Raw genomic sequence first — 12,793 nt, forward strand, 5'->3', positions numbered from 1 at the left:
CTTTGCCTTATGTAATTTTTTTGAAGCCAGTGGATTTATATTACCATTATTTATTTTATTTTCAAACTATTTAAAAAATTTTGATTATAATGTACCAACCGAAAGCTTATTTTCAAAAAAATAGGAGAATAGAACTACCACACGCATAAAAAAAGAAGCGTTTTATGACTAAAACGCTCCAATCAAACACTCATTTAAGGTGATTTTGAAATATTACAGAGTAATGATGAATTTTTACAGGGTAATCCAGAATTATTCCACGGTAATCTCCAATAATTCCACACATACGGATATTTATCGAATTTTCGACACGACAACAAAAAAGCCAGCCACACCGGCCGGCTTTTTCATTATAAACAGCTATTTCATTTTTCTGCCTTTAAAGAAGTTCAATAGGAAGACGATCACAGCGATGACGAGTAGAATATGAATGATTCCGCCTGCGACGTCGAAAAGAAAACCTAGCAACCATAATACTAATAAAATTGCGGCTATTGTCCAAAGCATGAGTTCGACATCCTTTCAAAATGTATTCTTGCAACTAGTTATAGATTTCCCGAACCATCGAGGTTATAAACGTTTTTACAATAAAAATGAAAGGATGCTTTTGATATTCCTGGTTGTTTTTGAAAGTAGTTGATCTCCGTTCCAGGATGCTCGCTTTCCGCAGGCGTGCGGTGAGCCTCCCTATGCTTCGCGCTGGCGGGGTCTCACCTGTCCCGCTTCAAGGAAGTCCTTGCTCCTGCGTCTGCAAGTTAATGCTAACACAGTGATTTCCTCGTCGCATGCCTTGCGAGAAGTTTCTCAGGTGGGGCAGGCACGCACCTTGCACTCCAATCAACCTTGCAATGAAGGCAAATCACAAAAAATCCCACCAGAAGCAGCAACTTTTAGCAAAAAAGCTCAAATGAAAAGAACCCTCTCATCGAGGGTTCTTGGATGATAGATATTAAGCTAAATTACTTTTTAATGATTGCTCTTTCGCTGGTGTTGTTTCAACACCTTCGTTTACACGTTCGATGTCAGCACCTAATGCAGATAGTTTTCCAGTAAAATCAACGTATCCACGGTCAATGTGCTTCAATTCAGTTACACGAGTGTAACCTTCTGCAACAAGCCCAGCAAGTACTAAAGCAGCACCTGCGCGAAGGTCTGTTGAAGCAACCTCAGCACCTTGAAGATTTACAGGTCCGTTGATTACAGAAGAACGGCCTTCGATTTTAATGTCACCATTCATGCGGCGGAATTCTTCCACGTGCATAAAGCGGTTTTCAAACACAGTTTCCGTAATAACACTCGTTCCGTTTGCACGAAGCAATAGTGCCATCATTTGCGACTGAAGATCAGTCGGGAATCCTGGGTGAGGCATTGTTTTAATATCAACAGGCTTTAATTCACGAGGTCCGCGAACACGAAGTCCTTGGCCTTCTTCATGAATCTGAACACCCATCTCTTCCATTTTTGCGATCAAAGGACGCAAGTGTTCTGCGATAGCATTTTCAATTAACACGTCACCTTGTGTAATTGCTGCAGCTACCATATAAGTTCCTGCTTCGATACGGTCTGGTACAACAGTATGCTCAGCACCAGCTAGCTCTTCTACACCAACAATACGGATTGTGCCTGTACCTGCACCGATCACAGTAGCACCCATAGCATTCAGATAGTTTGCTAAACAAACGATTTCTGGTTCTTTTGCCGCATTCTCAATAACTGTTGTTCCTTCAGCAAGTGTTGCTGCCATCATGATGTTCTCAGTAGCACCTACACTTGGGAAGTCCAAATAAATCTTAGCGCCTTGCAAGCGGCCATCGATTTTTGCTTCGATAAAGCCGTTGCCGATCTTAACAGTAGCACCCATCGCTTCGAAACCTTTAAGATGCTGATCGATCGGACGTGATCCGATTGCGCATCCTCCAGGAAGTGCAATGCGAGATAGTCCTACTCGAGCAAGCAATGGTCCCATAACTAGGAATGAAGCTCTCATTTTACGGACATACTCAAATGGTGCTTCCGTTTTTAATTCACTTGTAGCGTCAACATGGATCTGCCCATTTTCGAAAGCTACATCAATATTTAAATAGCGTAATACTTCATTAATCGTAAAAACATCAGCAAGAGTGGGCACCTCTTTTATAGTACTCGTGCCTCTACTGGCTAAAATGGATGCTGCGATGACAGGAAGTACGGCATTCTTAGCTCCTTCAACTCGTACAGAGCCCTCTAACCGCCTACCACCACGGACAATGATTTTTTCCAACGATATTCCCCTCCGCGTCCAATTTGTATATTAATATTCAGACGTAATTATTGGTGTGCCAATTGTGACAGTAGTTTTACTGCCCAATCCTTCAGATCTTAACGCCACCTGAAGATTCATTTTATTTTGATGACCGGTATAAATCGCTTGTTCCCACTGTCCAGTATATGCAGATAGTGACACAAACGTCTCTTCCTTTAATTCCTCTACAGAAACGCCAGAAAAAGCTTGTACCAATTTATTTGCTTGCGAATACAAATCAACCACCATTTTATCACCGTATGTACCGGTAACACAAGAGAAAATTTTGGGATTTCCTCCTACAGAATCTTTAATACGGTTATCCAACAAGCGTCGAATTTCTTTCCAATTCTGATTTGTATTTACAAGTCCTTCAACCGCATAAATAAAATACGATGCAGTTTGTTCTTTTTGGGGGTATGTGATGATGGTAACCTTCTCAGTTAGACCAAGTTCATCATGCTGAAACTTCCCGGTCATTTTGTGATGACCAGCATCATCTTCACTTGCCACCCAGCTAAATTCAGGATAATTACGCTTAAGCTCTTCTGCTTGTTTTAAATACCCTAGTCCTTTAGATGTAAAACCTAATTCCCCATTAAAATACATGGTCCATTTGTCAGGTTCCGCACCTTTTTCTTTTAAAACGTCTATTATATGTGCTACTTCATTTGTTTGATCGTCTTTTGCGTATCCAGATGAAACCATAATAATAAGCAAAATTGCTGTAATCGTCATTGTCCATTTTTTCATTCCCCAGCACATCCTCTCTATTTCTCATTGTTGCCAAAGAGAGAAAGGATATCCGTGGAACTTGTAGTCATATTCCGACAATTCCGTTAATGAATTTGTGTCACGGAATCAGCCAAATAATTGACTGAGATTGGTGGAATACTGTAGATACTTTAAAAAGAAATCACTGGCTAGACTTGCGAGGCTGATAACCATTAAGATGTAGAGCACTCTCGCCTGCATAACCTTGCCTTTTTTGATCCATTTATCAAAGTGAATCGCCTGCATTGCCCACCAAGCAATGACAATAAACAATAAATGTACGATTATATGTAATAAAGCCTGTTGTCCTACTGGAATCATAAATCAACTTACCCCCTATTACATATTTCGACAACTTTAAGCATAATTCTTTCTTCTCATTAAAAAAAGATACTTTATCCCTACTTTTGCCTTATGAAAGCCCTTACTTTTCAAGTGTTCAAAAAGTTGTAACGATTATTTAATTTTTAATATTTACTTCCTCTTATATAGTCGTTTAAAAACGGACAGGGTTACGGGAGTTTTGGCTCATTTTACGTCATTATTTTTATAGAAAAGAGAGCGTTCTTATTGAGAGAAACATTCTGTGAGAAAGTCCGTACCTGACGCACAGATTTTGCGTATTGTAACCTGACCGACTCATGATTCTAGGCTGAATTTCAATAATCCCATGTAAAATCGATTTAATTCCACGCTTAGCTCTTTTAATTCCACGAAAAATGGACTTAATCCCACGGTTAAATGAAATATTCCCACGGGTTCGACAAACACCTGCTTAAGAATCGTTTAACCTCAGTCCATCTGCGGCAATAAAAAAACCCGCTAAGGTCAACTTGCAACCTCAACGAGCCAATGTTTAATGATCGTGCGTATGTGTATCAACCGCTTCGATATTCATGAAAAACTCATTAATATCAAAATTTCCGTAAAAGAAATCCAGTGCGAGATCTGGCATTACGCCAAGAATGATCGTCGATACGGCGCAAAATGCGAGTACCGCTGCCATACCTGATGGAACAGAAACCTTCGCCCCTTCGCCATCCCGGAAAAACATAACCGCGATAACATTAAAGTAGTACACATAAGAGAATAGAGTTGTTGCCATCATTACAGCTGCAAGCCAATAATGAGCGGGCTCGAGGCCAAGCGCTCCCATAAAGATTCCGAACTTCCCAACAAATCCAGCTGTAATCGGGATTCCTGCCAATGATAAAAGGAAAAATGTCATCGGTACAGCGAGCCACGGTGATCGTTTAAACAACCCTCTAAAAATACTGATGTCGTTTGATTTTTCCTGAGCAGTTAAGACTTGAATAATCGTAAACGCACCAATATTCATAAACAGATACGCTAAAAGATAGAACCAGATCAGTTCAAATAAAAGCGACGAGTTCGAAACAAAAGGAACTAAGATGTAACCTGCTTGTGCAATGGACGAGTAAGCGAACATCCGCTTAATATTCCGTTGACGAAGTGCCGTTACGTTTCCGATGATCATTGTGGTAGCTGCCAAGATCATGACATACGGCTGGACTTCCAACAGAAGTGATTCACTGTCGATTCCGGGTGCTGCGATAAACGTGATGATGATAAAGCGCAGCAAGATCACGAATCCCGCTGTTTTTGAAACTACGCTCAAAAATGCGGTGACCGGAACCGGTGCTCCTTCATACACATCTGGCGCCCACATGTGAAGAGGTGCTGCTGCAATTTTAAACGTGAGCCCGGCAAACGTGATCAGGAATGCGAACATCAATAGGAATCCGTGCTTCAGTAATTCTGGGTCCTGCATATTTTGAGCGATTAAAAACAGATTCGTTTCACCTGTCAGACCGAAAACATAACTCATTCCAAACAACGTGATCGCTGTTGCGATTCCGCCAGAAACTACATACTTAAACGCTGATTCGTTGCTTCGTTTATTGCGTCTTTCAAGTCCTGCCATGATATAAGAAGCAAGTGAGAGAAGTTCCAGACCGACGAACAAGGTGATCAAGTCCGCGCTCGAAGCCATCATCATTGCCCCTAATAGAGCAGACAGCAGCAAGTAGTAAAATTCTCCGCGGTTCTCGTCTATGTCTTCTTTTTTGTAGTTGGATGCTAGGACCAAAACTAGCAAAGTTCCGAGCAAAAGCAAAATCTTAAATGCCTTTGAAAAGGAATCAAGTCTATACGTATCATAGAGAATGGACGTTACTTCAGTATCCAGCTGCATGAAGATCGCAGCAAGTGCACCGAGCACTCCTGCACCTGCAAGCCATGCCAAAGGTTTACGGCTGGCTTCTTTTTTCATAAAAAGGTCGATCACAGATAGCAGCGTCGCAACACCAAGTATGATAAATTCCGGAGCCATAACGCTCCATTTAAAGGATAATAACGTATCTAGATCCATCGATTAGCCCCCTAACCCTAGCAGAATGGCATCTAATGTTGGACGGAGCATATCACTTAACCACGCTGGATAGATTCCGATAAAAAGAATCGCTGCGAGGAGCACGAACGCTGGAACCCGCTCCGACGAAGTTAAATCCCGCGCTTCATGCAGTTCTTTTTCAGCACCAAACGTAATTGCCAGCACGGCTCTCAATACATAAACCGCAGTTAAAATCAGGCCAAGGGTTCCCACAGCTGCTAACACTGGCATTTTTTCAAATAATCCTAAAAACGCCATGAACTCGCTGATGAATCCGGACATCCCGGGGAGACCGAGTGATGCGAGACCGCCTGCTAGGAATACACCTGCCAGAATCGGCATCCTTTTTGCCACCCCGCCAAATGCGCTTAACTCGGAACTGCCGGACCGTTCATATAAAGCACCGACTAGGAAAAACAAGAGTGCTGATATCAATCCGTGAGAGACTACTTGGAAAACGGCACCCGTCATGCCAAATTCATTTCCAGCAGCAAGACCGATCAGCACGATTCCCATATGCGAAACGGAAGAATATGCGAGTACGCGTTTTACATCGGTTTGGGTTAAAGCTAAAAACGCCCCGTAAAGCAGGTTGATCACACCGAAAAGTCCGATAACAAAGGCGAGTGACTTGAACTGATCAGGAAACATGCCTGCCCCAAACACGATGACGCCATATGCTCCAATTTTTAAAAGAATCCCTGAGTGAATCATAACGATCGCCGGCGGTGCCTGTACGTGCACTCGGACCATCCATGAATGCAGAGGGAAAACCGGCAGCTTTACGGCAAATGCGACCAGAAGCGCGATCAGCATCCCCATCTTAAAGCCCTTTGTGATAAACAACTGGTTCAATTCTGCTTGCGGCAGTGAAAACGTGTAAGCAAGCTGTTCGAAGTTCATCGTACCTGTTTTCATGAACAGCGCGACGAACACGATCAGTAGAATCGCTGAACCAACACCGTTGTAAATTAAAAAGCTATAAGCCGCTTTTTCTTTTTCTAAGTAACCCCAGCGTCCGATTAAGAAAAACATCGGGATGAGCGTGATTTCAAAGAAAATAAAGAATAAAAACAGATTTTGAGCGGCAAAAACGCCGAGCATTCCCATTTCCAGAAGGAAAAACAAAATGAAGTAGCTTTTCCAGTTTTGTTTGATAGAGAAAGAAGCGATTGCTGCGAGCACTGAAACGACAGCTGTCAAGAGGATCAGCACCATCGAAAGTCCGTTAACCCCTACTTCATAAAAGATCGGATAGCTTACCTGACCTTTTGACTGAAAAACTTCATAAGAGATCCAACTGAATTTTTCCGTCAGCTGCAGCCCTTCTCCTCCCATTTTGAAAGCTGAGAGGACGACTAGTGCGATGCCTAATGGGAAAAGTGTTCCTAAAACACCAAGCCATTTAATCGATTTTTCATCGTTAGAAGGTACAAACATGAGTACCAGCACTCCTAACAAAGGGGAAAAGATCAAGATGGAAAGAAGCCATGCGTTCATGAGAAATACCCCCCTGTCAATGCCACAATAAGTAATAAAATCACGATTCCAAAGATAGCCGCTGTTCCGTAGGACTGCACTTGGCCGTTCTGCAGACGCGAGCCGATCTTGCTCAGTCCTTGCACACCGTTCGTTACAGCTGTTACTAGTCCATCCACAACATAACGGTCAAAGAGAACACCCAGCTTGCTCAATCCTCTTGTTCCTTTTACAACGGTTTGATCATAGCCTTCATCGATATACCACTTGTTGTAAATGACTTCTGCGAGACTTGGGAACGATCTAGTAATCCAGTCTCTTGAAAGAGTCCCTTTTTGATAGATTAAATAAGCGAGACCGATTCCTAAAGCGGCAGCCAGTGTGGCAACAAGCGGGATCCAAGCAGGTCCATGGTGATCGCCGTGCGGCAGTTCAACCGGTCCTTGAGCCAGGTAATCGGATAAAAATGTTCCAAACCATGTTGTGTTCAAGTAACCCGCAACGACCGCTAACACACCAAGCACGATCATCGGGAATGTCATTACGCTTGGTGATTCATGAACACCCTTCTCATTGCCGCGCGCTTCTCCTGTAAACACAAGGAAAAACAAACGGAACATATAGAACGCCGTCATGAATGCGGCGATGACAGCGAGCCAGAACAGTCCGTATTTGCCGTCTGCATAGGTGCTTGCTAAAATTTCATCTTTTGAGAAGAATCCTGATAAAAGCGGAACCCCTGAGATCGCGAGTGCCCCGATCAAAAAGAGTGGCCCCGTGATCCGAAGCTTTTTCCATAGTCCGCCCATTTCTTCGATGTTTTGTGTATGTACAGCATGAATGACACTTCCGGCTGCTAAGAACAGCAATGCTTTAAAGAAGGCGTGTGTCGTCAGGTGAAAAATCCCTGCCACATAGCCTGATGCACCTAGCGCTAGCATCATGTATCCTAACTGGCTGACAGTGGAGTACGCTAAAACGCGTTTAATATCTTTTTGCATGAGGCCGATCGATGCCGCGAATATCGCAGTCAATCCCCCGACAACTGCAACAACCGTCAATGCTGCTTCTGACGCTTGGAAAAGAGGATACATCGCCGCTACTAAGTACACACCTGCTGCTACCATCGTTGCAGCGTGAATGAGCGCCGAAACGGGTGTAGGACCTTCCATCGCATCCGGAAGCCATGTGTGAAGCGGCAGCTGACCTGATTTTCCGACCGCTCCTACAAAAATACAAAGCGCCGTGAGCGTCAGCATCCCTGATGAGATGTCGCCATTTTTTACAGAAGCAAAAATCTCGTCATATTCGAAACTGCCAACCTGCCAAAATAGCAAAACCATCCCGATAAACAGACCAACGTCCCCGATACGGGTCATGACGAAGGCTTTTTTCGCAGCGGCCTTTGCTTCCGGTTTAAAATAATAGAATCCGATTAATAGAAAAGAACCTAGTCCTACAAGCTCCCAAAACATATATAGCTGTAATAGATTAGGAGAAACAACCAGTCCGAGCATCGCGAATGAAAACAATCCTAAATAGGCGAAGAATACTGGGAATCGTTCGTCGCCGTGCATGTACCCTTTTGAATACAGATGTACTAAAAAACTGACGAGTGAAACGATGACGAGCATGAGCGCATTAAGAGGATTCACCTCAAAGCCCATCGTGATCGCCCGTTCACCGATCTGAAACCATGTTCCTTCCGTTTTTATCCCCTCACCTTGCCAGACAGCTAAAAATACACCAACAGACATGACGAGCGAAATTCCTGTTAAAAGCACACCAATCCAAGCGGTGCTTTCACTTTTGGATTTTCTGAACAGCAATAAAAGAATGAAGGATAAAAGCGGGAATAACGGTATAAGCCAACTCATCTGCAACATAATTGTCCATCTCCTCTCTTATCGCTTCATCGTATCCATTTCATCCACGTTTACCGTTTGGCGGTTGCGATACAGCGCGATCAGGATCGCAAGCCCGACTGCCGCTTCTGCAGCCGCTACCGTAATGGTGAACAAGGAGAAAATCTGTCCGGTAAGCCCCGGATTAATTGAGTATTTCGCAAAAGCTACTAAGTTAATATTTACGGCATTCAGCATCAATTCTATTGAAATGAGCACAATAACCGCGTTTCGTTTTGTAAGTGCACCGAAGAGTCCTATGCAGAATAGGATCAAGGCAAGCATCAAGTAAGCCGTTAAAGGTACAGAGCTCATTTTTTTGCCTCCTTCTCATCATCGTCACGTTTTGCGAGGATGATGGAGCCGATCAGTGCTACTAAGAGCAGTACTGATGTTAGTTCAAACGGGATGACGTAATGGGAATACAGCTCAATCCCGATTTTTTTCGTGTTATCAACGTGCAGTTCCACGTCCTGCTGACCAAAATTTAAGTCTTTGATCTTTCCATACATGATCAGAAAGAAAAGACCGATCGCAAGGCCTGTAAGTATAATCTTTAGCCGCGGTGCACGCTTCTCTTTTTCCTGATGCCTTGTCAGCATGATTCCGAACAGCATGATGATTGTAATCGCGCCTGAATAGATCAGCACTTGAACAACCGCTACGAACTCAGCCGAGAGCGTAATGTAAATACCTGCAATCGCAATAAAAGTAAAAATAAGAGCGACAACCATGTGTACGACATTTGTCAGGTTGATCAGAAGAACACCGCCGGTAATTGCTGTCAGCGCTAGCAGGAAAAAAGCTATCATTTCACCGGTCATGCTTTGTTCTCCTTTCTGACGTTCTCATCGTTTTCATCCAGCCATTCCAGGTTCTTAAATAGATCATCCCGGCTGTATTCGGCTAGTTCAAACTGGTTTGTCATGACAATCGCCTCTGTCGGACACACTTCCGTACAGAGATCGCACAAAATACATATTTCAAAGTTGATATCGTACGTATCAATGATTTTTCCTTTTTTTGCTGGATCCGGATGCGGCTTACCCGTTAACTGGATGCAGTCTGTCGGGCAGATCTGCGCGCACTGGTTGCACACGATGCACTTTTCCGGATAAAACTTTTGGATACCGCGGAAACGGTCAGGCATTTGGATCGGCACGTCCGGATAACTTGTCGTCACGTTTTGCTTCGTCAAGTTCTTAACGGTGTAGCTTAAACCTTTCACAAGACCTTTCATCCTGAGATCACGCTCCTTATGCTTTGGTCTATCTATTGAACTGACTGGGTTTTGCCTTGTTGGAATCTATTAGTCTAGAAGCTGCTTCGCTGTTCATGAAAGTGTTGATCTCCGCTCCAGGATGCTCGCTTTCCGCGGGGCGTGCGATGAGCCCACTCGTCGCTTTGCGACATTGAATGGTCTCACCTGTCCCGCTGATCCCGCAGGAGTCTCGCACCTTGCGCTCCAACCAACAATTCGATGAAGTTGTTACAAAAAGCTAGATAGAAAGTAAATTTGCTAGCTTCAACCAAACAACTAAGCAATTCCTTAAGTCATTTTATAAGGTTCTATTCTAAAAGATTGTTGCTACAGAGTTCTTCATCGAAAAGGTTGATTGCAGTGGAAAGTTGCGAGACTCCTCGAAAATTAAACTTCAAATTTTCTTCGTGCGATGTGTCGCTGCCGTAGCCTTCCTTGTCCTGCGGGACTGGCGGTCAGGTGAGACACTTAAAAGTGAAACGTACGAATGTGGCTCACCGCCTGACCCGCGGAAAGCGAGCAACTTGGAACGGAAATCAACATCTTCCAAAAACAACAAAGTTTACAAAAACAATCTTTTATAAAAATAGTTCTTTTACGGCTGCACTTACGAATATATTCAGCAGTGCGAGCGGTAGAAGGACTTTCCATGCAAAGCCCATTAGCTGATCAGCACGGAGACGTGGAAGTGTTCCGCGAATCCAGATCATGAAAAACACGACAAGGCTGAATTTTATGCCGAACCACAGCATTCCTGGTATGAAGCCCAGAAACGGAAGCGGCATCCATCCGCCGAGGAACAAGACCGTTGTGAGCGACGCCATTGCGAACAAGTACACGTACTCTGTCAGCATGAAGAACGCCCAGCGGAAGCCTGAGTATTCTACGTGGTATCCGGCAACAAGCTCTGATTCTGCTTCTGGCAAGTCGAACGGCGTACGGTTCAACTCGGCGATCGAGGAGATCAAAAAGACAAAAAACCCGATCGGTGTTAGAAAGATGTACGCGATATTTTCTTGTCCCCGTACAATGTCGTTTAAGTTCAGGCTGCCGGCAAAAAGGATAACGCCGATCACCGAAATAACGAGCGGGATCTCATACGATATCATTTGTGCCGCAGCACGCATGCCCCCAAGCAGTGAATATTTATTGTTAGAAGCCCAGCCGCCCATCAGGATGCCGATCGTCGAAATCCCTGAGATGGCCACATAATAAAGCAAGCCGACACCAAGGTCTGCGAACTGCATGTTTTCCGAGAACGGAATCGTCGCAAGCACCATGAACGCGGGAGCAAACGCGATAACCGGAGCCAGAATAAATAGCGGACGGTCAGCAAGCTTAGGAATGGTATCTTCTTTGATTAAAAGTTTAAATACGTCAGCGACGGTTTGCAGAAGACCGAATCTTCCCCCAACGCGGTTCGGTCCTGTACGCATCTGCATGAATCCGAGCACTTTACGTTCAGCTAAGATCGCGTATGTTACAAATCCCAGCACGGTCATTAGAAGGGCTGCACCTAGTGCGAAGAAGATGGCCACATGCGTCCAGCCAGGCTGTGCGTATAATAGATCCTCCATCATCAGCCATCAACCTCCCCGAGCACAATGTCGATTCCACCTAAAATCGTAATCAAGTTGGAAATGTTTTCGCCGACTAAAAGCTTAGGCAAGATCTGCAGGTTATAAAAAGACGGTCTGCGAAACTTTAAGCGATAAGGCTCTTTTTTGCCCTCGGACGCGATGTAGCAACCGATTTCTCCACGTGGTGACTCTATTCTGACAAACGCTTCTCCTTTTGGCGGCTTGATGATTCTTGGCACTTTTGCCATTACCGGACCCTCTTCAGGGAATTGTTCAACAGCTTGTTCTAAAATCTTTAATGATTCTTCGATTTCCTGCATGCGGCACTGATAACGCGCCCATGCATCGCCTGTATGAAAGACAGGTACATCAAAATCAAAACGGTCATAGATCGAATACGGCTCGTCTTTTCTAAGATCCCAGCTCGTGCCGGTACATCTTAAGTTCGCACCGCTTAATGAGTAATCGAGTGCTTCTTCCTTCGAGTAATAGCCAATCCCTTTTACACGGTTCAGGAAGATCTCGTTTCCTGTCACGAGATCATGATAGCCCGCAAGCTCTTCTCTCATATACGGAACAAAATCACGAACTTTTTCGATCCATCCATCTGGCGCATCCCACTTCACGCCGCCGACACGCATGTAGTTGAACGTAAGGCGCGCACCGCAAATTTCGTTCAGCATGTTGATGATCGCTTCTCTTTCACGGAATGCGTATAGAAAGGGGCTCATCGCACCAATATCAAGTAAATATGTACCGAACCAAACGAGGTGACTCGCGATTCGTCCGAGCTCCATCACAATAACGCGCAAGTATTCCGCACGTTCAGGAATCTCGAGACTCATCATCGTTTCAACGGCATGGCAGATCACGTAGTTGTTCGTCATCGCAGCCAAATAATCCATGCGGTCTGTGTACGGGATAATCTGCGTATATTGCAAGTTTTCAGCAAGCTTTTCAGTCCCGCGGTGGAGGTAGCCGATTACAGGTGTTGCTTCAATAATCGTTTCACCGTCGATCTTTAGTACGATCCGGAAAACGCCGTGTGTACTCGGATGCTGAGGTCCAACGTTGAGGAGCATCTCTTCTGTTCTGATCATT

Annotated in this window: 12 protein-coding genes; all 12 read right to left on the reverse strand. The window is 44.3% G+C overall.

What is annotated here, in order from left to right; translation table 11 throughout:
- Positions 1–360 precede the first annotated feature (360 nt).
- The 12 genes from UN64_RS20480 to UN64_RS05790 all read right to left on the reverse strand — a co-directional run bounded on the left by UN64_RS20480 (position 361) and on the right by UN64_RS05790 (position 12,792).
- Entirely contained in the window at positions 361–507 is a 147-nt protein-coding gene (locus UN64_RS20480; protein ID WP_139343027.1) for a lmo0937 family membrane protein, read from the reverse strand.
- Positions 508–949: 442 nt separating this feature from the next.
- Positions 950–2,260, reverse strand: coding sequence for a UDP-N-acetylglucosamine 1-carboxyvinyltransferase (gene murA, locus UN64_RS05740; RefSeq protein WP_077360561.1), 1,311 nt, complete (start codon positions 2,258–2,260; stop codon positions 950–952).
- Positions 2,261–2,290: 30 nt separating this feature from the next.
- The gene (locus UN64_RS05745) at positions 2,291–3,034 is read right to left on the reverse strand and encodes a YwmB family TATA-box binding protein (RefSeq protein ID WP_171978805.1); all 744 of its coding nucleotides are present in this window, start codon (positions 3,032–3,034) and stop codon (positions 2,291–2,293) included.
- A 108-nt stretch (positions 3,035–3,142) separates the two neighbouring features.
- Entirely contained in the window at positions 3,143–3,376 is a 234-nt protein-coding gene (locus UN64_RS05750; RefSeq protein WP_077360565.1) for a DUF1146 family protein, read from the reverse strand.
- A gap of 535 nt (positions 3,377–3,911) precedes the next feature.
- Positions 3,912–5,447: an NADH-quinone oxidoreductase subunit NuoN gene (gene nuoN / locus UN64_RS05755; RefSeq protein WP_077360567.1), complete on the reverse strand. Its 1,536-nt coding sequence runs from the start codon at positions 5,445–5,447 to the stop codon at positions 3,912–3,914.
- A 3-nt stretch (positions 5,448–5,450) separates the two neighbouring features.
- Entirely contained in the window at positions 5,451–6,968 is a 1,518-nt protein-coding gene (locus UN64_RS05760) for a complex I subunit 4 family protein (protein WP_077360569.1), read from the reverse strand.
- Positions 6,965–8,833 carry an NADH-quinone oxidoreductase subunit L gene (gene nuoL, locus UN64_RS05765; RefSeq protein ID WP_077360571.1) on the reverse strand — a complete coding sequence of 623 codons (1,869 nt, stop codon included), beginning with the start codon at positions 8,831–8,833 and terminating at the stop codon, positions 6,965–6,967. Before nuoL ends, UN64_RS05760 begins: the two co-directional genes overlap by 4 nt.
- 18 nt (positions 8,834–8,851) lie before the next feature.
- Positions 8,852–9,166 (reverse strand): NADH-quinone oxidoreductase subunit NuoK, encoded by a 315-nt coding sequence (gene nuoK / locus UN64_RS05770; protein ID WP_066293845.1) that lies wholly within the window; start codon positions 9,164–9,166, stop codon positions 8,852–8,854.
- A complete protein-coding gene (locus UN64_RS05775; protein WP_066293848.1) occupies positions 9,163–9,675 on the reverse strand; it encodes an NADH-quinone oxidoreductase subunit J in 513 nt (170 codons plus the stop codon). Before UN64_RS05775 ends, nuoK begins: the two co-directional genes overlap by 4 nt.
- Positions 9,672–10,091 carry an NADH-quinone oxidoreductase subunit NuoI gene (gene nuoI / locus UN64_RS05780; protein WP_077360573.1) on the reverse strand — a complete coding sequence of 140 codons (420 nt, stop codon included), beginning with the start codon at positions 10,089–10,091 and terminating at the stop codon, positions 9,672–9,674. The genes UN64_RS05775 and nuoI overlap by 4 nt, the downstream gene beginning before the upstream one ends.
- 599 nt (positions 10,092–10,690) lie before the next feature.
- Entirely contained in the window at positions 10,691–11,692 is a 1,002-nt protein-coding gene (gene nuoH, locus UN64_RS05785; RefSeq protein ID WP_077360576.1) for an NADH-quinone oxidoreductase subunit NuoH, read from the reverse strand.
- Positions 11,692–12,792: an NADH-quinone oxidoreductase subunit D gene (locus tag UN64_RS05790; protein WP_077360578.1), complete on the reverse strand. Its 1,101-nt coding sequence runs from the start codon at positions 12,790–12,792 to the stop codon at positions 11,692–11,694. Before UN64_RS05790 ends, nuoH begins: the two co-directional genes overlap by 1 nt.
- Position 12,793 lies beyond the last annotated feature (1 nt).

It is taken from the genome of Fictibacillus arsenicus, from assembly GCF_001999465.1.
Taxonomy (GTDB): domain Bacteria; phylum Bacillota; class Bacilli; order Bacillales; family Fictibacillaceae; genus Fictibacillus; species Fictibacillus arsenicus.

Coding starts and splice junctions, on each gene's coding strand:
- UN64_RS20480 (WP_139343027.1), bottom strand. CDS start 507: ATGCTTTGGACAATAGCCGCAATTTTATTAGTATTATGGTTGCTAGGT.
- UN64_RS05745 (WP_171978805.1), bottom strand. CDS start 3,034: ATGAAAAAATGGACAATGACGATTACAGCAATTTTGCTTATTATTATG.
- UN64_RS05750 (WP_077360565.1), bottom strand. CDS start 3,376: ATGATTCCAGTAGGACAACAGGCTTTATTACATATAATCGTACATTTA.
- nuoN (WP_077360567.1), bottom strand. CDS start 5,447: ATGGATCTAGATACGTTATTATCCTTTAAATGGAGCGTTATGGCTCCG.
- UN64_RS05760 (WP_077360569.1), bottom strand. CDS start 6,968: ATGAACGCATGGCTTCTTTCCATCTTGATCTTTTCCCCTTTGTTAGGA.
- nuoL (WP_077360571.1), bottom strand. CDS start 8,833: ATGTTGCAGATGAGTTGGCTTATACCGTTATTCCCGCTTTTATCCTTC.
- nuoK (WP_066293845.1), bottom strand. CDS start 9,166: ATGAGCTCTGTACCTTTAACGGCTTACTTGATGCTTGCCTTGATCCTA.
- UN64_RS05775 (WP_066293848.1), bottom strand. CDS start 9,675: ATGACCGGTGAAATGATAGCTTTTTTCCTGCTAGCGCTGACAGCAATT.
- nuoI (WP_077360573.1), bottom strand. CDS start 10,091: ATGAAAGGTCTTGTGAAAGGTTTAAGCTACACCGTTAAGAACTTGACG.
- nuoH (WP_077360576.1), bottom strand. CDS start 11,692: ATGATGGAGGATCTATTATACGCACAGCCTGGCTGGACGCATGTGGCC.
- UN64_RS05790 (WP_077360578.1), bottom strand. CDS start 12,792: ATGATCAGAACAGAAGAGATGCTCCTCAACGTTGGACCTCAGCATCCG.